The 22,317-nt window shown below is 57.6% G+C and carries 19 protein-coding genes and 3 tRNA genes; 12 read left to right on the top strand and 10 right to left on the bottom strand.

Annotation, left to right across the window (positions count from 1 at the left end; translation table 11 throughout):
* Positions 1-2 precede the first annotated feature (2 nt).
* From EL361_RS14390 to EL361_RS14365, 6 genes are all read right to left on the bottom strand, one after another.
* Complete coding sequence (locus EL361_RS14390; RefSeq protein WP_126380647.1) at positions 3-623, bottom strand: class I SAM-dependent methyltransferase; 621 nt, start codon at positions 621-623, stop codon at positions 3-5.
* Entirely contained in the window at positions 620-1,717 is a 1,098-nt protein-coding gene (locus tag EL361_RS14385) for a bifunctional glycosyltransferase family 2/GtrA family protein (protein ID WP_126380646.1), read from the bottom strand. Before EL361_RS14385 ends, EL361_RS14390 begins: the two co-directional genes overlap by 4 nt.
* A gap of 169 nt (positions 1,718-1,886) precedes the next feature.
* The gene (locus tag EL361_RS14380) at positions 1,887-3,275 is read right to left on the bottom strand and encodes an MFS transporter (RefSeq protein ID WP_232034798.1); all 1,389 of its coding nucleotides are present in this window, start codon (positions 3,273-3,275) and stop codon (positions 1,887-1,889) included.
* Positions 3,272-3,733, bottom strand: coding sequence for a MarR family winged helix-turn-helix transcriptional regulator (locus EL361_RS14375; RefSeq protein ID WP_126380645.1), 462 nt, complete (start codon positions 3,731-3,733; stop codon positions 3,272-3,274). The genes EL361_RS14380 and EL361_RS14375 overlap by 4 nt, the downstream gene beginning before the upstream one ends.
* 288 nt (positions 3,734-4,021) lie before the next feature.
* On the bottom strand, positions 4,022-5,449 hold the full coding sequence (gene ahcY, locus EL361_RS14370; RefSeq protein WP_126380644.1) for an adenosylhomocysteinase: 1,428 nt from the start codon (positions 5,447-5,449) through the stop codon (positions 4,022-4,024).
* 3 nt (positions 5,450-5,452) lie between these two features.
* Positions 5,453-6,397, bottom strand: a complete 945-nt coding sequence (locus tag EL361_RS14365) for an ArsR/SmtB family transcription factor (RefSeq protein WP_126380643.1) — start codon at positions 6,395-6,397, stop codon at positions 5,453-5,455.
* Between the two features lie 145 nt (positions 6,398-6,542).
* On the opposite strand from EL361_RS14365, the gene EL361_RS14360 reads away from it, so the two are divergent.
* The 12 genes from EL361_RS14360 to EL361_RS14305 all read left to right on the top strand — a co-directional run bounded on the left by EL361_RS14360 (position 6,543) and on the right by EL361_RS14305 (position 18,197).
* The gene (locus EL361_RS14360; RefSeq protein WP_126380642.1) at positions 6,543-7,049 is read left to right on the top strand and encodes a DciA family protein; all 507 of its coding nucleotides are present in this window, start codon (positions 6,543-6,545) and stop codon (positions 7,047-7,049) included.
* Between the two features lie 13 nt (positions 7,050-7,062).
* Positions 7,063-7,410, top strand: a complete 348-nt coding sequence (locus EL361_RS14355) for a hypothetical protein (protein WP_126380641.1) — start codon at positions 7,063-7,065, stop codon at positions 7,408-7,410.
* Positions 7,411-7,469: 59 nt separating this feature from the next.
* Positions 7,470-7,544, top strand: a tRNA-Gln gene (locus tag EL361_RS14350).
* 8 nt (positions 7,545-7,552) lie between these two features.
* Positions 7,553-7,630 (top strand) — tRNA-Glu (locus tag EL361_RS14345).
* A gap of 480 nt (positions 7,631-8,110) precedes the next feature.
* Positions 8,111-8,188: transfer RNA gene (locus EL361_RS14340), tRNA-Glu, on the top strand.
* A 413-nt stretch (positions 8,189-8,601) separates the two neighbouring features.
* The gene (locus EL361_RS14335; protein WP_126380640.1) at positions 8,602-9,252 is read left to right on the top strand and encodes a DUF2959 domain-containing protein; all 651 of its coding nucleotides are present in this window, start codon (positions 8,602-8,604) and stop codon (positions 9,250-9,252) included.
* 128 nt (positions 9,253-9,380) lie between these two features.
* Positions 9,381-9,563 carry a hypothetical protein gene (locus EL361_RS14330; protein WP_126380639.1) on the top strand — a complete coding sequence of 61 codons (183 nt, stop codon included), beginning with the start codon at positions 9,381-9,383 and terminating at the stop codon, positions 9,561-9,563.
* 144 nt (positions 9,564-9,707) lie between these two features.
* Complete coding sequence (locus EL361_RS14325) at positions 9,708-12,902, top strand: PAS domain S-box protein (RefSeq protein WP_126380638.1); 3,195 nt, start codon at positions 9,708-9,710, stop codon at positions 12,900-12,902.
* A 138-nt stretch (positions 12,903-13,040) separates the two neighbouring features.
* Entirely contained in the window at positions 13,041-13,916 is an 876-nt protein-coding gene (locus tag EL361_RS14320) for a hypothetical protein (protein ID WP_126380637.1), read from the top strand.
* A gap of 53 nt (positions 13,917-13,969) precedes the next feature.
* Entirely contained in the window at positions 13,970-14,743 is a 774-nt protein-coding gene (locus tag EL361_RS14315; protein WP_126380636.1) for a phage tail protein, read from the top strand.
* 164 nt (positions 14,744-14,907) lie between these two features.
* Positions 14,908-15,462, top strand: a complete 555-nt coding sequence (locus tag EL361_RS14310) for a tail fiber assembly protein (protein WP_126380635.1) — start codon at positions 14,908-14,910, stop codon at positions 15,460-15,462.
* Between the two features lie 347 nt (positions 15,463-15,809).
* Positions 15,810-18,197, top strand: coding sequence for a type IA DNA topoisomerase (locus EL361_RS14305; protein ID WP_126380634.1), 2,388 nt, complete (start codon positions 15,810-15,812; stop codon positions 18,195-18,197).
* A 31-nt stretch (positions 18,198-18,228) separates the two neighbouring features.
* Here the strand turns inward: EL361_RS14305 and EL361_RS14300 are convergent, their stop codons facing one another.
* The 4 genes from EL361_RS14300 to EL361_RS14285 form a co-directional block, all read right to left on the bottom strand.
* Positions 18,229-18,732, bottom strand: coding sequence for a chemotaxis protein CheD (locus EL361_RS14300; protein ID WP_126380633.1), 504 nt, complete (start codon positions 18,730-18,732; stop codon positions 18,229-18,231).
* On the bottom strand, positions 18,732-19,190 hold the full coding sequence (locus tag EL361_RS14295; protein WP_126380632.1) for a response regulator: 459 nt from the start codon (positions 19,188-19,190) through the stop codon (positions 18,732-18,734). Before EL361_RS14295 ends, EL361_RS14300 begins: the two co-directional genes overlap by 1 nt.
* A 38-nt stretch (positions 19,191-19,228) precedes the next feature.
* Entirely contained in the window at positions 19,229-20,392 is a 1,164-nt protein-coding gene (locus tag EL361_RS14290) for a pyridoxal phosphate-dependent aminotransferase (protein WP_126380631.1), read from the bottom strand.
* 284 nt (positions 20,393-20,676) lie between these two features.
* Positions 20,677-22,068, bottom strand: a complete 1,392-nt coding sequence (locus EL361_RS14285; RefSeq protein WP_232034796.1) for an FAD-binding oxidoreductase — start codon at positions 22,066-22,068, stop codon at positions 20,677-20,679.
* Positions 22,069-22,317: the final 249 nt, after the last annotated feature.

Raw genomic sequence — 22,317 nt, 5'->3', positions numbered from 1 at the left:
ACCTATTCACCACCTCGCCTGCGAAGCATGATCGCCATGAAATTGGCCATGGGCGCCGGAACAGGAATATCGCTCATCTTGCCCCACAACGTATAAACGTACTTGACCATCTCCACATCGAAATGCCGCTGGAAATCAGCGATCCATTCCTGAGCCGGGCGGTAATGATGATACTTGTCCCGACAGAACAGAGGATCCTTGAACGGAAACCGGGCATAGAACAACCCGCCGGGCTTCACGCACTGCGCAATCCGCTCCAAAACCGGACCCGGGTCCTCGAAATGTTCCAATACATTGAAACAAGTAACCAGATCAAACTGCTGCCCCTCGAAGGGTTCCCGCTCGGTGACGTCACAGACGTCAAAGCGCATGGCATCACCATGGATGGACCGGGCCGTGGTCACGGCGTGTTCGGAAACATCGATCCCGTGGCGGTTGAACCCATCGCCCAGATTCTCCAGGAAGAATCCATAAGCACAGCCGATGTCCAAGGCATCGCCACCGCTAATGAAGCGAGCAATATGCCTCTTTTCCGAACGCCACATCACGGGGTGACGCATCACGCGGTACGAAAGGATATAACCGGAGTTCTTCCCGGAATAATAGTCTGCGTCATAGGTCATGTGGTCTCTCCCGCGCCAGCGACACCCTCATCAGGGCCGGCAGTGGTCTTTTTCCGAAACACCCAGTTCCGGAGCAATGCGAAACTGATCAGGAAGGTAATCAATTCCGCCAAAGGCTTAGCTGCAAAGGAATTCAGAGCCATGACCTCAGAGAAGAAATAGAGCAGGCAGGTGCTTGCAAATAAGACATAGAGCATGGACATGAAGTAGCGGATCGACTCGTGGCCAACCCTGCCCCTGCTTTTGAACACATGCTTGCGATTCCAGTAGAAGTTCACCCCGGAGGTGAACAGCCGCACGACCAGGTGCGTCACCCAGGCCGTCTTGCTAAAGGCAAGTATCGCCATTGAAAACACCAGATAATCCAGCAGGAACGAAGCCAGAGAAACTCCTATATACCGCAGGAACACAAAATAGATACGGAATGAATCGAGCACGGGATTGAAGTGTGAGCTCGGGTTGCCTGGCTCATAGATGGTGGTGATGGGCTGTTCGTGCAGGGGCACACCTTCTTCGTGACAGCCAAGCAGCATATCCAACTCGTAATCGTACCCCGCGGAGCGAATCCGCAAAAACGGCTTGAGCATTTCCAGGGGAAAGGCTCTGAGCCCTGACTGGGTGTCCGAGGTCTTGAGTCCCATCAACAGGCGCACGACCTGACGGGTCATAATATTGCCGAAACGACTCCGGAGCGGCACGTCACCGCCAAACTCACGGCAGCCGATATGCAGGCTTTTATGATCCGGATCAACGCTGGAGGCCAAGCGCATGGCGTCTTCGGGCAGATGCTGCCCGTCGGCGTCCACCGTGACCACCACATCACAATCCAAAGCATTCACCAGAATGTGATTGAAGGCGGTCTTCAGGGCCTGGCCTTTGCCCATGTTCACGGCATGCGCGAGCACGGTGACTTTGGGTGAGAGTTGCCCAATCTCGGAGAACAGCGGACACAGCGAAACCTCGCTGCCGTCATTGATCACAACAACTGTAGCGGCGCCACTTTCCAGCAATCCTGAAACAACCGTCAGCAAAGTCCGATTGGGATTCAAGGCCGGGACAACGGCACAAACACGCCGAGCATTCTTCAAAATCATCAACCCTATCTTGTTCTTGGCCGGGGGACAGTCGCAAATCAACCACGCTGATCCTTTGCCGTGGGTCAATCCCTAGCCAATGACGTTGTAGTGCGCAAGGGTTAAGCGATTACTTAACAATCATTTCCCCAGTCAGAGGGGCTTTTTCGCAGAATAGAAGCGACCACTTCTATTCCGCCCGCTTCAAGAGCGGGGCCTTCAGGCACATCACGATGCCAAGGGCCGAAAAGAACACAAAACCCGTCAAGACAATGCGCATGGCAGACATAAACTGGGGCATACTCTGAAGGTCCACGGCCTGGGCCCCAACAGTCAGCGCCAGCACTACGCTGATGGAGACCAAACTCACGGTCATGCCCGTGGTACGCGCGGCGGCCACCATGGCGCTTGCCACGCCGTAATGCGAAGCCCCCACACTGCCCATGATAACAGTCGTATTCGCTGTGGCAAATACGGCCGTTCCAGAGCCGCACAAGGCCAAGGCCACAACCACGAGCAGACGGGCGGACTCAGGTGACAACATGAGCGCCGTGCCCAGCCCGAGCGTGGCCAGGACCATGCCCAAAGCCGCCACCTGATGCGGGGGCCATCGATCGGCCATGTTCCCTCCCAGAGGAGAAAACAGAACCTGCATCACGGGTTGGGCCAGCAGAATCAGACCGGCCTGACTGGCGGAAAGTCCCAGCACCATCTGCAGGTACACACTGACTAGGAAGGTGATGCCGAAGGTGGCAGCGTAACTGATGAACTGCACCCCACTGCCGTAGGCAAAGGCCTTGTTGCCCGCGAACAGCTTGAGGTCCACCAACGGGCAATCGCTGCGGGCCTCCCAGGCCACGAATGCAACCAAGAACATGATGGCACCCAACAACATGAGACGCCCGGTCAGATCATGAAAATGCGAGCCGCCGTGGGACAGTAGCACCATGCCCGCCCCACAGAGCAGGGCCCCCAGCCAGTCGAAACGCACTCCCGAAGTACGCCGAGGCCGCCAACGCAGCGAACGCAGAGTCACCACAAGGCAGATGGCGCAGGGCACAGCGCCGATATAGAAGATATAGCGCCAGCCAAGATAGGTGGTGATCAGTCCACCCAACCAGGGGCCGGCCGACAAGCCAAGATAGACTCCGGCGCTGGCGATGCCCAGGGCCTTGCCTCGACCCTGCCCATGGGGGAAAAGATCCGCGAGGATGGCCAAGCCGGTGGAGACCATCATGGCCCCACCCGCCCCCTGGAACACGCGCAGAAAATTGAACTGATCAATGGTTCGGGTCACGGGCAGCAGCACGCTGACCACGGTGAATACCGCCACGCCCAAGGCGAAAACAAAAGACCGGCCCAGCCAATCAGCCAGCCGAGTCACGGGAAAGAGCAGCATGGCCACCGATGAGATATAGGCCGATTCCACAAGGCCCAACTCCGAGGCCTTGGCCCCGAATTCGCGCCCCATGGTAGGCACGGCCACAGCCACGGCAGAAAGCATGAACACCAAGGAAAACTGGGTGATCGTAATGGTATACAGGCCAGCGCGCTGCTGGCTGGTCATCGAATCCTTCAATCCTTTTCTCCTGTGGCAAGTTCCTGTTCTATGTTCACCATGACCCGATCCAAAAGGTTCAGCATCGTGGTTCTTTCTTCATCCTTGAACCCTGCAAACAGGGCCAGATTCATACGCGCAATCACATCCAGAAATTCGGGCTTCATGGCCCAGGACTTCGCCGTCAGGCTGACCAGCTTCTGGCGACGATTGTCCGGGTTCTCGCGCCGCTTGACGTGCCCGGACTCCTCCAGGGCTTTCAGCGCACGCGCCGTCGCCGCCCGGTTGACCTTGATCCGCCCGGCCAATTCGTCCTGAGACAATTCATCCTCGTCGAACAACTCAGCGATGTAAGGCACCTGCCCCTGACTGACACCCGTGTGCCCCAGCCACCGATCCACCAGACTCGACTTGAGCCAGTGCAGGCGTGAAATCCGATACCCCAGCGAAACCCGACGCAAGGACCTGAACTCTTCCATATCTCCCCCAAAACGAACTGTTAACGTGTCAACTGTTGACTTGTTTACTATGCAGCAAAAGACAGGCTGTCAACCCCTGAAACACGCGGCTGTCAGCAATTTTTCCTGCTCCACGCCATCCAGATAGACAAAGAGACCTCCCCCTGCTTCATCAAAGCCCCCCCTTTTCGCCCATCCCAAACGGATACCACAAGACAGCGCCCCACCCGGCGATACCGGACAGGGCGCTGATCATTTCATTTTCCAGAAGTCTTTATGCTTCGGACTCGGTTGCTCTAAAACAACTGGCTAATAACGGTAATGATCGGGCTTATAGGGCCCCTCAACCGCCACACCGATGTAATCGGCCTGTTCCTTGGTCAGGGTCTCCAGCTTGACGCCAATGCGCTCCAGGTGCAGACGCGCAACCTCTTCGTCCAAAGACTTGGGCAGGGTCATGACACAGGGCTCGTAGGTGTTCTTGGCCAGATCAATCTGTGCCAGGGCCTGGTTGGTGAAGCTGTTGGACATCACGAACGAGGGGTGACCGGTGGCGCAACCCAGGTTCACCAGACGGCCTTCGGCCAGCACGATGAGGGAATTGCCGGACTCCAGAGTCCATTTGTCCACCTGAGGCTTGATCTCCAGCTTGGTGCACTTGGGATTCTTCTCCAGATAGTCCATCTCAATCTCGGAGTCGAAGTGACCGATATTGCAGAGAATGGCCTCGTCTTTCATCTTCTCCATGTGCGCACCGGTAATGACATGATAGTTGCCGGTGCAGGTGATGTAGAGGTCGCCTTCCTTGAGAGCTTCTTCCATGGTGGTCACTTCATAGCCTTCCATGGCGGCCTGCAAGGCGCAGATGGGATCAACCTCGGTCACCAGCACGCGAGCGCCGAATCCACGCATGGACTGGGCGCAGCCCTTGCCCACGTCGCCGTAGCCCACAACAACCGCAACCTTGCCAGCAATCATGACATCCGTAGCGCGCTTGATGCCGTCGGCCAAGGACTCGCGGCAACCATACAGGTTGTCGAACTTGGACTTGGTGACCGAATCGTTGACGTTGATGGCCGGGAACAGCAGTTCGCCCTGCTCCTGCATCTGATACAGACGATGCACACCGGTGGTGGTTTCTTCGGAAACGCCACGGCAGACATCAGCGATCTTGGTCCACTTCTGCGGGGTATCCTTCACCGAGGCAGCCAGGCGATCCATGATCAGCTGGAACTCGTGCACATCATAGGTCTTGTCACACAGGGTAGGGTCGGCTTCGACCTTCACGCCCTGGTGAATCAGCAGAGTGGCATCGCCGCCGTCGTCCACAATCAGGTCCGGGCCGGAGCCATCGGGCCAGGTCAGAGCCATCTCGGTGCACCACCAGTAGTCTTCCAGTGTCTCGCCCTTCCAGGCAAAAACCTTGGCCAGACCATCAGCGGCAATGGCCGCGGCAGCGTGATCCTGAGTGGAGAAAATGTTGCAGGAAGCCCAACGAAGATCAGCACCCAGAGCGTGCAGGGTCTTGATGAGCATGGCCGTCTGAATGGTCATATGCAGAGAACCGGTGACTTTCAATCCGGCCAGGGGTTTGTCCTTGCCGTATTTTTCAATGATTGCCATCAGGCCGGGCATCTCGCGCTCGGACAGCTGCATTTCCTTGCGACCGAAATCGGCCTGGGACATATCCGCGACCTTGTAGTCCAGGGACAGGTCCAGGGGAGTGACGTTGGACATTGGTTATTCCTCCGTGATCTGTTTTTCCGCCTCGTAAAGCCGCAGGGTAAGACCGGACGGCAAAGGGAAGCGGGTATTTTCAACTATAGCGAACCCGGCGCTTGAGAGCCATCCCTCAATGCGTTCGGGTGCAAAACCCAGCCAATGGTCTCCTGCACTCTCGCGCAGGGATTCATCCGTGTGCTGCTCGAAATCAACGAGCACAAATCTTGAGCCCGGCGTCAGAACCCTGAGGGCCTCCTGTATGCCGCGCTCCGGGGAAGGTAAATGGTGCAAAGCCAGACACATCACTGCGAATCCGGCTTCGGCATCGGCCAGAGGCAGATGCTCCAGATCACCGATGCGCAGACTGACGCTGTCAGCACTCTCACCGCTGGCGGACAGAACCTCACGGGCCCGGGCCAGCATCTCCTGCGAGTTGTCCACTCCGATCACCCGGGAGGCACGTTCGCGCAGGACCTTGGCAAGCCCGCCGGTGCCACAGCCCAAATCCGCCGCCACCGAAGTCTCGGGCATGCGCGCCAAAATTTCGGCTGCCACATCAAATCCACCCAGAGTACTGTCGCGCAGGCGATCCCATTCCCGGGCATGGCGCTCAAAAAAATGCCTGGAATGGCTGCGTCGTTCGGCCACCACCCTGGAGGCAGTTTCGGCATCCCTGCCCAAGTCGTCATCGCGGCTCAGGAACGGCCCCACGGCATCCAGATAATCGCGCCCCTCGCCCGACTCGGCAGCACCGTAAAAAACCCATTGTCCATCGCGACGAGACACGAGCAATCCAGCCTCGGCCATGATCTTCAGATGCCGCGATATACGAGGCTGCGACAAGCCGAGCACCGCGACAATCTCACCCACAGACAGCTCATGATCCATGAGAATCCGGGCCAGTCGCAAGCGTGTGGCATCAGCCAGCGCCTTGGAAAAATGGAGTATTGTTGCTTCGCTCATATTCTTTCATCCATATATTGAGATATCTTTATATACATTTCATCAGGCCTTGGCAAGCCCCTGCCCAAACCCTTAATACACCTTGCCAGCGGACACGGTCTGTGGTTTTGATGTACGGATACGCTACTGCGCAGCAGGTTGCCCCATGAAACGCATGAAAAGATTCTCTTCCGCACTCACCAAGCTCCTGCAGGACAAGGACGGCGAGGGCACTCATTATCATCTAACCCGACTGTGGAAACACTGGGAAGAGGTGGTGGGTGACCACATTGCCGAGGTCGCTCGTCCGTTGGGGCATCGCAAAACAACCCTGCTGATCGGCGTGGAAGACCACATGCTGATGCAGGAGCTTGTCCACTACAGCCCTGCCATCCTGGAACAGGTCAACACCTTCCTCGGGATGAATTTCTTTGACAAGGTCCATGTAGACCTGATAGGAGACCACGTTTCACTTGACGCACTACCGGAGAACACCCGGCAGGCGCACCCCCTTGAACCGCAAAAGCCGGAACAACTGGGGGGGCTCGTGGGGAAACTGGACCCGGATTCCCCGATGGCGAAGTGTTACAGGGCGTATGTCGAATATTTCGCCCGGCGGGAACAAGCCCGCAAGGGGCGCGACACACCGCCCTCAAATTCTGATCATTCCTAAGGAGGATATACACATGAGCGAAGAACTCACCCTTGAAAGCCTTGAGCTGAAGAAAGACCTCGACAAGATGACCCAGAAAGAGCTCCGCGAGCTCTGCATCGAAAAGATCACCCAGATCACCGGTGCTTCTGGCATGTCCAAGGAAGAACTCCTTCCTGCCATCAAGGAAGTCCTTGGCATCGAGGAAGAGGAAGAGCCCAAGAATCCCTTCAAAGAGCAGATCGTTATCGTCAAGAAAGACATCGCCAGCCTGCGCGAGAAGAAGACCAGCACCACGGACCGCACCCAGCGCGAGATCCTCCGCAAGAAGATCAACCGCCTGAAGAAACGTTCGCGTCGCCTCGCAGCAGCCAGCGTATAAAAAAATTGCATTGCAGGCTTGACACCCGAAAGGGGAGCCTGTAAACACCGTCTTCCTGGTGGCGGATCGTCTAATTGGCAGGACGCTGGGTTCTGGTTCCAGTAGTCAAGGTTCGAGTCCTTGTCCGCCAGCCACTCAGAGCGTCCCCATCGTCTAGCCTGGCCCAGGACACTAGCCTTTCACGCTAGCGACGGGGGTTCAAATCCCCCTGGGGACGCCACGCAGAGTACAGCCCCTTCGGAGCAATCCGAAGGGGCTTTTGCTTGCCCGAGTTTCAGATTCCAGCCTCCTTGGTGGAGGTCACTCCATCGCAGGACAACGATGACGGACTGGATAGCGAGGCGCACCGCCCACAGGGTAGAGGGCCAGGATCACAAAATTGCAGGAGCGGCAATATGAATCCGTCGTGACAACTCCTCGGGTATGGTCATCGGCCTCTTATCACGCCCCATATCAGACTGGTCTGTCACGCCCTTTCCTCCCAGAACACAGGCAACAAAAAGTTTTAAATCATTAGCATCTCTCCCAAGTAGTTCAGGGGAAAGCGAAACCAACGCCAAACCAGTATAAGCCCAAGCACTAAGTATGCGACCAGATGATGCCAACGACCTTGACACCCGAGAGGGGAGCCTGTAAGCACCGTTTTCCTGCTGGCGGACTGTTTGTTTTGAAGAACGTACAACCACCAGCCACTTAAAGCGTCCCCATCGTCTAGCCTGGCCCAGGACACTAGCCTTTCACGCTAGCGACGGGGGTTCAAATCCCCCTGGGGACGCCACGCAAAGCACAGCCCCTTCGGAGCAATCCGAAGGGGCTTTTCCGTGTCCAGGCTTCAAGCTCCAATCGACTCTTGGGGTTCACTCCATCGCAGGACTGCGATGGAGGACGGGGCAGCGAAGCGTACCACCCGCAGGGCGAAGGCCAGGACGGCCCGAGTCACAAATTCGCAGGAGAGCGATCTTGCGCCCGCAGGGCGAGGGCCAGGACGGCCCGAGTCAAATCCTTCATTCCGCCACCGGGCGCTCTTCGGAGCAATCCGAAGGGGCTTTTGCTTGCCTGGGTCTCAGGTTTCAGCATCAAGCCCTTTACCCCTGACAGACCATCGCCCTCAATCAAGGGTTGGCAGAATGCCAGCAAGCAACTATTCTTCCTTGCATACATCTGTTCACATCAACTCAAAGGATTAGCATCATGAGACCTGTCGTCCGAGTAATCCCCCTCCTGCTCTGCCTGTTGACCCTCGTTGCCTGCCAGAAGGCCTACTATGGCGCCATGGAAAAAGTGGGGATTCACAAGCGTGACATCCTGGTGGACCGTGTGGAAGACGCCCGCGATTCACAGGCCGAGGCCAAAGAGGAATTTGCCAACGCTCTGGAACGCTTTCAAAGCGTCGTCAAAGTCGATGGCGGAGAATTGCAGGAAACATACGAACGCCTGAACAGCACCTACGAGGACTGCGACGACAAGGCCCAGAACGTCAGCACACGCATTGCCAAGGTCCAGGATGTGGCCGAAGCCCTGTTCGAGGAATGGCAGGCCGAGCTGAATCAATACTCCAGCGCCAAGCTCAGGCAGCAAAGCGCCAGCCAACTAACCCGAACCAAACGCGAATATAAAAAACTCTTGAGCGCCATGCGCAAGGCGGAAAAATCCATGCACCCGGTGCTCAGCACCCTGCATGATCAGGTGCTGTTTCTGAAACACAACCTGAACGCCCGGGCCATCGCCTCCATCAAGAACGAACTGGACACCGTGGAACGCGACGTGGCCTCCCTGGTCAAGACCATGGAAGTTTCCATCAATGAGGCCAACCAGTTCATTGAGCAGATGCTCGGCGATTAGCCCGCCCTGCCCCCGTCCTTTCAAAAGCCCCACACAGTAGTGTGGGGCTTTTTTCGGACCGCCCTCTTGCCAAGTCTTATACCATTCTTACCTATTAACACTGAAAACGATTATCAAGCGGAGGCCACATGGCTAATATGGATTATCCCGCTCCGTGCTTTTCATGCATCGAGAGCGAATGCTTCCTTCCGGAAGATTCCATCAACAGGAACGCATCCTCAGGCAAGCAGCCCACCCCGTTCTGGAACCATCTGTCCCGGGAAGAGAATATCGTCAATGTCGATACTGACGCCCCCTGGAACATCCTGTAACTGCGAACTCATCCATTGAATAACAAAGGGGTTTAGGCCCCTTTGTTATTCCCCATTCCAGCCTTTTCATGCTTCTCTCTGTTTCCTGCCAAGGCAAGTTATGCTACGTTTTTTGTGCACATCATTACCTATCGCTGGCGGACAATGAGCAACACGACAAAAAAGACCGAAAAGCAATTGCAGCAGGAACTCGACGCGCTGCGTGATCAGGTTTCCGCCCTGCAGGCTCAGGTCCATCACCTTGAGTCCCAAGGCAATGATGAGGCCTACTTCGAACATCTCTTCAAGAATGCCCCTCTGGGGTATCAATCCCTGAATGCAGAAGGCCGATTCCTGGAAGTCAACCAGGCCTGGCTTGATGTTATGGGCTACACTCGCGATGAGGTAGTGGGTCAATGGTTCGGCTCATTCATGACCCCGAAATCCCAACAACTGGCAAGAGAACGGTTCCCCTGCTTCAAGGAAGCGGGTGAGGTACACGGCGTTGAATTCGAAATGATTCGCAAGAATGGCCGAATCATCACCATGTCCTTCGAAGGGCGTATCGGCCACAACCCGGACGGCACCTTCCGTCAGACCCACTGCATCATGCATGATGTCACGGTCGAGGCACAGTCCCGAAAGGATCTTCAAGAGAGCGAACGCAAATACCGCCTGCTCGCCGAAAACACGGCAGACATCATCTGGACCACGGATAACCGGAACCGCTACACCTATGTCAGCCCATCGGTCACCCGCATCCTTGGCTTTGCCCCGGAAGAGGCACTGGGCCGCCCCATCATCGGAACCTTGACCCTGCCCTCGGCCAGGGAAGTCCAAAAGGCATTCCAACTTCAGAAAGCCGCCATGGAACAGGGCGACCTTGAGTTTACCACTCGTATGGAAATCGAGCATTATCACAAAAATGGTTCCACGGTCTGGTTCGAGGTGCTGGCCAAACCGCAACTGGATGAAAACGGCAACCGAATCGGCTGGCTAGGCATTTCACGCGACATCCGCGACCGCAAAAAAGCTGAAGACGCCCTCAAACGAAGCGAAGAACGCTTCAGGCGATTGTTCGAAGATGCAGCATTGGGCATCCTTGTAGTGGACGAGGACACGGCGATTATCGACTCCAACAAGGCCGCTTCCAACATTCTTGGCTACAGCCACGAAGAACTTGTCACCATGCGCACCGAGTCCATGATCCACCCCGAGGATATGAAAGTGATTTCGCCTCAGGAAGTCCTCCGCCAATCCATGATCCGCGACTCGCTGACCCTTGAACGCCGCTACCAGCACAAGGATGGTAGCTACGTACCGATTCAAATCAACGTCAAACTCATTCCCGAGTCGAACCATCGCCTGGTCATGTTCCAGGACATCACCGAAAGCAAACAGGCCAAGGCCGAACTGGAGGAATTCCGCCTGCTCCTGACCGCCATGACCGACAACATGATGGATATGCTTTGGGCCAAGGACACCAAGGGAATCTATCTCTTCGCCAACAAAGCCATGCGTGAAGGCCTGCTGCACTGCGATGACATCCCACCCCTGGGAAAAACAGATGTCTTCTTTGCCCTGCGTCAACGCGAAATGGGAGAGCAGCACACCTTTGGGGAACTCTGCTTCGATAGCGATGAAGTCGTCCTCAAGGCCAACAAGCCCGGACGTTTTGTGGAAGATGGTCTTGTCCAGGGCAAATACCTAGCCCTGGATGTCCAGAAATCACCGCTCCATGACCGTGAAGGCAACCTGATCGGCACCGTGGGCACTGGTCGCGACATCACCGCTAAGCTTGAGCAGGAACAGGCACTGACCAAAAGCCGACAAGAACTCCAACTGACTCTGGATGCCACCAATGACAGCATCTGGAGCTACGATATCCGTGCAAATGTAATCCACACCAGTCCAAAGATCCTTGATATTCTTGGATATTCGGAAGGCGAAATCGAACCTGAAGCCTGCCTTGAGGATACAAACCTCCATCCCGAAGACCTTGAGCCTCGGGACCGTAAGCTCTGGAACTATATACAGGGTAGCATCCCCGAATATGTTTCCGAATTCAGACTCCGCTCCAAGGACGGTTTCTGGAGATGGATCTATTCGCGCGGCAGCATCGTGGAACGCGATGATAACGGCGCCCCCTTGCGCATCATCGGAGCGCACACGGACATCACCGAATTGAAGCGAGTACAGGAGGATCTGCAACTGGCCAAGGAAACCGCTGAAAACGCCACCAAGGCCAAAAGCGAATTCCTGGCCAACATGAGCCACGAACTGCGCACCCCCTTGAATGGCATTTTCGGTATGCTCCAGCTCATCCAGACCACCGAACTCGACGCCGAACAAACCGAATACGTCAATACCGGCCTGGCGACAGGACGCAGCCTGATGGCCATCATCAACGACGTCCTCGATTTCTCAAAAATGGAAGCCGGACTTGTGGACATCGCCCACGACTCCTTTAACCTGCACGCTTCCCTGGATATGGTGATGAACAACTTCACCGTGCAGGCCAGAGGAAAAGGCCTGCACATGGAGCTCCATATCGGCGACGACGTGCCCGCCAGGTTGATCGGTGACGAAGGGCGACTGCGGCAGATTCTGTTCAACCTCGTGGGCAATGCGGTCAAGTTTACCGAAAGTGGTCGCGTGGACGTCTACTTGCAAACCCTTCCATATACGCGCAAGGACGAGGGCCTCCGCCTGCTCTTCTCCATCGAGGACACGGGGATTGGCATCCCCGAGGACCAGATGCTCCGTATCTTCGAGGCCTTTACCCAAGCCGATGGCGCCTACACCCGGCGTTTTTCCGGCACCGGACTTGGTCTGGGCATCGTGCGCAAGCTCATTTCGCACATGGATGGTGCGCTGTCCGTGGAAAGCGAAGTGGGGCAAGGAACCTGCATGCATTTCGTGTTACCGTTCGGGCGACTCCAAACCCCGCAGAAAACAGAGCACCCAGCTCTGATTCCCGAACAGATGAGCAGGTTGCGCATCCTGCTGGTGGAAGACGAGATGGTGAACCAGATGGCTGCGCAAGTGTTCCTGTCTCGCCATGGACACCATGTAACCTGTGCCAGCAACGGACGCCTTGCCCTGGAGCAACTGGATAAGACTCAGTACGACTGTGTGCTCATGGACGTTCAGATGCCGGAGATGGACGGCCTAACGGCCACCCGCACCATCCGCCAATCGAACAAGCCCTACAAGAACATCCCCATCATCGCCATGACCGCCCACGCCATGAACAAGGACAAGAATGTCTTCCTGGCTGCCGGCATGAACGGCTACATCGCCAAGCCCGTGGATCTGCGTGAATTGGAAGCAGTTCTCGCCGCGCTTACCGCATCCTGACTTTCCTTCTCCATTTGACTGGACCGCCCCGGTTCGTTGCCAATGCACATCTGACATCACCAGCCACCCGGTTTGTGCTATAACCCCAGCGCTTCCAAGCCAGGAAACGTCGATTCCGCACAACCCAGGAGGCCGACAATGACTGTCGAATCCACGACAACCAAGATTCGCTATGAGGGCAATTCACAGGCCACCCGTTTTCCCACACTTTTTGTCTTCGCCCATGATGAGCATGTTCGGGCCGTGGTGCGCAGCCTCGCAGCGGCAACGGATTCAGGATATCTGGACACGCCTCTGACGCTGGGTACCGACTACAGCCTTGAAGGGGCCGGGACCGGCTTGTCGGGCACACTCGTTTATCCCCTGTCCGGGACGCCACTGCCCGAGGGACACACCCTGACCATCTACAGTGACGTTGCCATCACTCAGGAAAAAGCCTGGAACAACCTCGACGCCATCGACACCACGGAAATCGAAAAAGCAGATGACAAGCTGACCCGCATCTGCCTGCAACTCAAGGAGGAGCTCGGGCGTTGCATCAAGCTGCCCGTTGCAGCCCCGACCCCGGAGACCGATATCAATCCCGAGGACCTGTTCGCGGTCCGGGACTCGGCGCTGGCAGCACGCGACTCGGCGCTCATCTCTGAAGCCCACGCAAACACATCGGCCTCGGTAGCCGCCGAGGACGCCCTCAATGCCGCCACCGCTGCGGTCAATGCGGCCGCCCTGTCCGAAGCCGCTGCCGCCGCGGAAAGCAGTGCAGCAGCCAGTGCCCAACTGGCCACCAGCGCGGCCAGTGCCGCCTTCGGCGCAGCAGCCTCTGCCTATGATCCGACTATAAATTATGATTTCCCTGACGTGGTGGCCGGACCGGATGGGCACACCTATCGCGCCATCAGCCCGGTCCAGGGGCAGGAGCCGGGTTCCGGTTCCGAGATCTGGACGCGCCTGACCCTGGATGTGAGCCCTCTGTTCGATCAGGACATGGATGGTGACGTGATTTTTGTTGGCTGATCAGCGGCACAAAGCGCAACATTACATGACTTATCAATACGGGAGCTGATACTATGGCTACAAAACGACTCTGCCCGGCGGCAGACGGCGACAGCGCTTTGGGCAAGGATACAAAACGATGGGGAGATATCCAAACCCACGCCCTGAATGGACAAAACATCGCCCTCGATGGGGCAGCAGCGCATGACCTACCCGGGCTTGTTCTTCTTGCTACCGAAGCCCAGGCTCAGGACCCCGCAATCGACACCAAGGCCGTGACTCCAATGGGCCTGATGGCTGCGATCAGCGGCAAGCTTGATACCACCGCCAAGGCATCCACAATCCAGGCCGAGGCCGGCATGGACGATGAAACATGGATGACCCCGGCCCTGACAAGCGCTGCCATCGCAGCGCTGACAGAAACGCCACCATCCATCCCCGCTGGCACCGTAGTGGCCATGGCATCCAGCACTCGCCCCGACGGCTGGCTGGAATGCAACGGTGCAAGCCTGTCCACCAGCACCTACGCTGATCTCTATGCCGTTATCGGGACCACCTTCGGCTCAGGTACGGGCACCTTCAAACTTCCAGACCTGCGTGGCGAGTTCCTACGCGGTTGGGACCATAACCGCGGCGTGGACTCCGGTCGCACCGTCGGCAGCACCCAGGCGCAAGCCTATAAAAGTCACACCCACGCCGCCAGCATTCCCAATGCCATAAGCGAAGGCAGTGGCCGAGGTCTGATCTACATGACCAGCAGTGGGGCCACGTCCATCACGTCGGGCAGCAGCGGCGGCAGCGAGACCCGGCCTCGGAATATTGCCCTCATCTACCTCATCAAATACTAGCAAAACGCCCAAAAGCACTTATCTGCAGCGTTACTGCAAGAAGTTTAAGCTCTCACGTATGCCCAAATACGCATCAACCTTAAACTTCTTTTGCGCCTTACATCTAAACGCTTCCGAGTGTTTTGCGCGTGAGGACGATAAACATCCTAAAGAGGAGCCTTTGTATGGATATCCATAGCTATCACCCCGAGACCGGGGAATATTTGAGCACGGACACCCCACCCATCGATCCTTTGGAGACTGAGCAGGCCGGACAGCCCGTGTATCTGCTGCCCGAAGGAGCTACGGAAACGGCACCGCCCGAGACGAACGAAGGATTCGTGCCCGTCTGGACAGATAACGGCTGGGAGATCATGGAGGATCACCGGGGAGAAACCCATTACCGGACGGCCACGGGGGAGGCCCTGACCATCGAGGATTTAGGGCCGCTGCCCCAGGGACTGACCGACTCCGCAGCGCAGGACTATGAGGTCTGGGACGAAGTCAGCAGGAACTGGACCTTGGACGTGGATGCCTGGGCGCTGGCCGTACGTAGCGAGCGCAACTTTCGCTTGGGCGCCTGCGACGCCACGACTTTGCCCGACTATCCCCATGCCGACGATGCCGCCCGCCAGGCATGGCTGGACTATCGTCAGGCCCTGCGCGATCTGCCGATGCAGCAGGGGTTTCCGTGGATGCCTGAAGAAGTGAACTGGCCACACAATCCGTTCATGGCTTAAATTCCAGACCAGGAAAATCAGGGGAGAACATTAAGGTGCACATCAGGCCATTCAAAAATGTGCACATGCAAAGCGCCAGTAAAAAGAAAGGGCCCAGCGTACTTCCCGTACGTTGCGCCTTTTTTTGCACAGCAACAAAGCAGATGTTCATTTTCAGTGGCCTACAAGAACAGAGCCCGGCTGACGGTTGATGAGGCAGAAACCAAGTGCATTCTGAGGAGGTAGAACGACCGGGATGCTCCGGCAACCGGGCATAAATCAAGTAAGAACCAATACAGGTTTGTCAACGAAGCGGGGGCTTCCCCCCATGGCCCGGGGCTGCTATGTTGCCCGCCACGGTAACACACATGAGCAAAACCCTAATCATCGCAGAAAAGCCCTCCGTCGCTCGGGAAATCGCCAAGGTCCTTGGCCTGCGCCCGTCGCGCGCCGATGGGCATATCGCCGATGGCGACACTATGGTCACCTGGGCCATTGGCCATCTGGTGAACATCGCCGAACCCGAAGAGCAGGACCCGGCCTGGGCCGGGCGCTGGAGCATGAAGCAGCTGCCCATGATTCCCCTGCGCTTCAAACTTGGTATCCTGCCCGGCACGCAAAAACAGTTTTCCATCGTCAAGGGCCTCATCGGCCGTGACGACGTCAGCGAGATCATAAACGCCACTGACGCAGGACGCGAAGGCGAACTGATCTTCCGACGCATTGCGGTCATGGCGGGCTGCGCCAAACCGGTCAAACGCCTTTGGGCCAACGACATGACCGAGCAGGGCCTGAAAAAGGCCCTGGCCAAGACCGTGCCCGACGAACAGAAGCGCAACCTCGGGTTGGCCGCCTTTGCCCGGGCCGAGGCCGACTGGCTGATCGGTATGAACTTCTCGCGCCTGTTCACCCTGAAGGACCACTCCCTGATCACTGTAGGCCGCGTGCAAACGCCGGTGCTCAAGCTGATTGTGGACCGCCGACGCGAAATCGAACAATTCACGCCCAAGGATTACTGGACCATCGAGGCCGTACTCGCCAAGAACGAGGATACGTTCAAGGCCATCTGGCATGCGCCCCCCGAATACACGCAGACGCGCATCGACTCCGAGGACGAAGCAAGTGCCGTGTTCGATGTCTGCACGGGCAAGGACGGCAAGGTCGAAAGCGTCAAAAGCGCAAGCCGCCAGCAGAAACCGCCCCTGCCCTTTGACCTGACCACCCTGCAGCGCGAAGCCAACTCGCGCCACGGATTCTCGGCCAAGGACACACTGACCATTGCCCAGGCCCTGTACGAACAGAAGAAGGTCATCACCTACCCGCGTACGGATTCGCGCTACCTGACCCGGGAACTGTTCAAAGAAGCCCTGGGGCATTTGCGCGCCACCTACAAGGTCTTCCCCGAAATTTCCGCTGCCGCTGCCGACCGCATCAAGAATGGCAAACACCGCTTTGAATGCGTCAACGACAAGAAGGTCAGCGATCACCACGCCATCATCCCCACGGCCAAGCCCGCCAGCAAGGACGCCCTGTCCGGGGATGAGTGGAAGATTTACGAGATGGTGGCCCGCCGCTTCTGTGCGGCCTTCATGCCCCCGGCCAAGTTCTCGGCGTCCACAATCTGGGCCGTGATCGAGGAGCACAAGTTCAAGGCCACGGGCAAGGTCTTCAAAGACCGCGGCTGGCTGGAGGCCGAGCCCTGGCGCACAGCTGCCGACAACCCTCTGCCCAGCCTGCGCAAGGGCAGCGAGGTCAAGGCCCTGGACCTCTCCAGCAAAAAGCACCAGACCAAGCCTCCGGCCCACTTCACCGACGCCTCGCTGCTGGCCGCCATGGAAACTGCAGGCAAGCTGGTGGATGACGAGGAACTGCGCGAGGCCATGAAGGAACGTGGCCTGGGCACCCCGGCCACCCGCGCTCAGATCATCGAGACCCTGCTCTCGCGCAAGTACATAGAAAAGGAAAAGAAAAAGCTCATTGCCTCGGACCTCGGCTGCCACGCCGTGGACCTCATCGAATCCTTCCTGCCGCATCTGGTCTCGCCACAGATGACCGGAGACTGGGAAAAACGCTTGAAAGACATCGAACAGGGTGAAGACACCTATCCGGCCTTCATGCAGGACATCCGGACCTCGGTCCAAAATGGCGTTCAACTGGTGCGCAACCACCGGGCCTTTGATGAAAACGGCTTTCCCCTACCCCCGCCGGGCCAGAAACCTGCCAACCCAAAAGCTGCTCCCTCGCGTGCGACTCAGGCCGCATCGCGCCGCTATGATCGTGACGGCTTCCCCATCGGAGACGCCCCGCCCAAGGGCAACGGACAGCAGCAGACACCTGGTACAACGGGCAGCAGCGCCGCGTCCGCTCCACACCCTCAGGGTCTGTCCACGGGCTCTGCGAACACCAGCAGTCAGGTCAATGGATCAACACCACCATTGGACCGCGACGGCTTCCCTCGTGATGCAAAAGCCGTCAAAAAGCCCTCGGGCGAGCCTCTCGGCGTCTGCCCGCTCTGCGGTAAAGAGGTCTTTGAACAGCCCAAGGCATTTGATTGCTCGGGTCGCGATGACGATTCGTGCACCCTGCGCATCAAGAAATCCCTGTTCGGCGGCAAAGTGCGCGAAGCCATGGCCCGCGACCTGCTTTCCACGGGCCGCACCTACAAGCGCGCCCGATTCGTGTCCAAGGCAGGCAAGAAATTCAATGCCTTCCTGAAGCTCGATGACAAGGGCAAGGTTGATCTGCTGTTCGAATAGGGGAAAATGCCCGACCGGGCGCGATAAAAAACTAGCTGGAGAGTTGCTGGGTACGCAGGCGCTTCATGAACACCTCACCCGTATGGGTGATGAAGATCAACTTACGACCACGGTTTCCGCCCACATCCGAAGCCACCACCCGCAGGCGCTCGCCTTCCAGAGTCTTGAAAGCCGTCAACACGTTGCGCTGGCCCACCCCGAACTGTTCCTTGAACATGGCATTGGCCCCGCCAAAAACCTTACAGACCACATTGGCCCGGCTGGATCCCTGAAGATACATGGCATTGGCAAAGTGCTGGATGGCGGCGTCCACATACTTGAACTCGCCCGGATTCTTGCTGTTGGGGTAGTCCCCCCAATTGGGCAGAAGCGCATGGAAAACAGCGCCCAAGCGGCGCACGGGATCATGAAAGGTCACCGCTACACAAGACCCCAGCACCGTGGATACGGCCGTCGGTTTGCCAGCTATGACACCTTCTCCAACACCCAGCGAAATGTGCTGAATCCCGGGATACTCATCGATGACTTTATGCATCAGCCTTCGTCGTCCTCCCCGTCCAGGGGATTGGGCATCAGGCCAAGATTGGCAAAGGTCTCAAACAGGATTTCACGCTCAAAGGGCTTGGTGATGTAGGAACAGGCTCCGCACTGATACTGGGCTTCGATCATGTGCTTGGGATCGTTCAGACAAGTCAGCATGATGACCTTGGGGCGATCCTGCTTGGGCACATCTCGTTCCTCGAACAAGGCAACAATGGCCTTGGTCGCATCCAACCCGTCCAACTCAGGCATCATGATATCCATCAGGATCACATCGAACCGCTCGCCTTTGTCCAGAGCTGCTTTGACACGAGCCACAGCCTGACGACCGTTGACCGCTTCCTGGCAATGACCGATATTCTTAAAAAAAGCCTTGAGGATGAACCGCAGGGAATCACTGTCGTCAACAATCAGAATATTGAGCAAATACGTGGCTCCTTTGTTCCTGAACACTCTTTCCCATCCAGAGGTGAAAAGCCTCTATCGTCCCGTTACAATAACACCCAGCTCTGGATACGGTCAAAGGCTTCATTGATCTCTTTCTCGCTCGCACCGTACGACAGCCGGAGATGACCATCGCCCTCGGGTCCGAAAGCCCCGCCGGGAATGGTGACCACGCGAGCCTCGCGGATCATGCGCTGGGCCATCTCGCGAGAAGACTCGGATGAGAAAAGATAACGAGCCATTATATAAAAGGCTCCGCCGGGACGGACATACGAAAAATGGTCTCTCAACTCATCCAACCGGGCACAGGCCAGCTCACGACGCGCCTTCAAGGACGCACCCATCTGAACAAAAATATCCTGCGGCCCCGTTAATGCAGCCAGGGCCGCCGCCTGCGAAGGTGCCGGGGCGCAGATGGCTGTGCAATCATGGACCTTGAGCATCTCATCCATCAACGGCTTGGCGGCATAGGCATAGCCCACACGCCACCCCGTCAGGGCAAAACGCTTGGAAAAGCTGTTGACCAAAATCACCCGCCCGGCCAGTTCCGGCAACGAGGCCAGACTCATGGGCATGGGGCTGTCAAAGGTCAGGGAATCATAGGTCTCGTCCGTAATCACGAACAGGCCGTGGCGCTCGCACAGCGCTGCCAGAGCCTTAAGGTCCGCATCGGGATAGACCGCGCCCGTAGGGTTGGACGGATTGCAGAGCAGTACGGCCTTGGTGCGCGATGTCACGGCGCGCTCCATGGCTTCCAGGTCCAGCCCCCAGTCCTCGGAGCGCAGGGGAACAGGCACGGGAACACCTTCGGCCAACAGAATCTGCTCCACATGCGAAGCGTAGTACGGCGAGGGGATCAGCACCTCGTCACCGCGCTCCACCAGGGTCAGAATCGCAGCCAACAGGGCTTCCATGGCTCCCACGGTGATCACGATCTCGGTCTCGGGGTCAGCCTGCACGCCCTTCTCGCTGCCCAGCAGTTCGGCCACGGCCTCGCGCAGGGCAGGCAGCCCCGGCTGCAAGGTATACTTGCCAGCGGCAGAGTCCTGACGCAGGGCGGAACACACTGCGTCCACCACGTGTTCCGGGGTGGCAAAGGACGGCACGCCCTGCCCCAGAGAAACACAACCGCCCACCTTGGCGGCGATCATGGGCATGAGCTTGGTGTCCGAAATCTTGATGGCCTGCACGCGACGACTGATGGAAGGCATGGTTCTTGTCCTACTGTTGAAGGTCACTCTTTCATTTCCGGCTTAGGCCGAAGCCCTGGTCCCCAGCAAACTGTTCAAAAGGATTCTTTCTCTTCTTCCGGATGGCTCAAAATGATGCGAGTGCCAGGCCCAAGGCAAAGTCAGAAACGACGACCCGTTCGCCGTCAGACGAGTCTGCGAGTCCTACGGATACAGAGAGCAGAGCTGTATATTCCTAATACACGAGGATCTTACTTTGCCACGGTACCGCCACAATCACGCATATTCAGGCGCCCGCCAGCCTGCTAACTGAAAAGTTTTCCGGGGTTGAGTATACCCTTGGGATCGAAGACTCGCTTCAGATCACGTTGAACACGCATGGAAGGCGCGGATAACTCCAGGGGCAGAAAACGTTTCTTGGCCACGCCAATGCCATGCTCGCCACTCATGGTCCCGCCCATGGTCAGCACCAGCTTCAGCAGTTCCAGTACGCAGGCCTCCACCGAGGCTTCCTGGCCCTCGCCAGCAGTGACGTTGATATGGATGTTGCCGTCCCCGGAATGACCGAAGGCATAGATGGTCAGGCCGTGGCACTCTGCCAACTCGGGCAGGCGTCCCACGAATTCAGCAATGGAAGCCAGGGGCAGAACCACATCTTCGGGAACATAGATTGGGGCGCTGTCGTGAATACGGAGCGAGACCTGACGCCGCACACCCCACAACTCCTGACGCTGAGCCTCATCCCCGGCGGGCAGCAGATGCAGGGCACCCTGCTCACTGCAAATGGCCCCCACCCGTTCCATCTCGGCCCGGGCCGCCCCCTTGGCTCCATCGGTTTCCACCAGCAGCAGCGCCCCGGCGGGCGGCAAGTCGCCGAAGGGTAACAGATCACCCACCAGATGCAGACAGCGACTATCAAGAAACTCCACGGCAGAGGGAGTCACCCCGCCCGCCATGATGGCGGACACGGCGCCCATGGCCGTTTCAAGGTCCGCAAAAACCGCCACCTGCGAGCAGGTCTCCTCGGGCAAGGGGATGAGCTTCAGGATGAGCTTGGTGATCACGCCCAGAGTGCCCTCGGAACCGACGAGCAGCTGCGCCAGATCATAGCCAACCACACCCTTGCGCGTGGCCGTACCCGCTCCCACAAGCTCACCCGTGGGCAGCACGGCTTCAAGACCCAAAACATAGTGCTTGGTGACTCCGTATTTGACACAAGCCGGTCCGCCCGCGTTGGTTGCGGCGGTGCCGCCGATTGTTGCGGTGTCCAGACTGGCCGGGTCCGGCGGATATGACAGGCCCTTGGCCCGGGCCGCAGCCTGCAGGTCCGCCACGATCACCCCGGACTCAACCACGGCGATGAGATTCTTCTCGTCAACGGACAGGATGCGGTTCATGCCAGCCAGGGCCAGAACCACCCCGCCATCCACGGCCAACGCGCCACCAGCCAGGCCGGTGCCCGCTCCCCGCGGAGTCACGGGGAAATTCAATTCGTTGGCCAACTTCAACAAAGCCTGAATTTGATCGACCGTGGTCACGCGGACAATGGCGACGGGAGCATGAACTTCGGTAGAGGCATCGCGAGCGGCCTCATCCAGAGCCTCGGGGCTCAGGTCCACGGCGTCGGGGCCAACGGCCTGGCGGATGCGCTCGATAATATCGGGAGTCAGGGCAGTATATTTCGGAAGGTCAGACACAAGAATATTCCTTTTCTAAGCGGTCTTCGGAGCAAAGAAATACTCTAGAGGAACGATGCAGGACAAGGCAAGATGCAAGACCGCCCAAAAACCGTATTTGGATGAAAACAAAGGGGAAAAACGAAGCAGATAGAAGGGGGATGGTGACAGCGGGACGACGCTTGAGGCTCAATGCCAGCGGCAACATCGAAAGGCCTCAGAGCAACATACAACGACTTCAAGACCTCAATGGCAAAAGGCCGCTCAAAA

The sequence above is a fragment of the Desulfovibrio ferrophilus genome, from assembly GCF_003966735.1.
Lineage (GTDB): Bacteria > Desulfobacterota > Desulfovibrionia > Desulfovibrionales > Desulfovibrionaceae > Desulfovibrio_Q > Desulfovibrio_Q ferrophilus.
The sequence above is the reverse complement of the archived record's forward strand: the minus strand, read 5'-3'. Positions and strand labels throughout refer to the sequence as shown.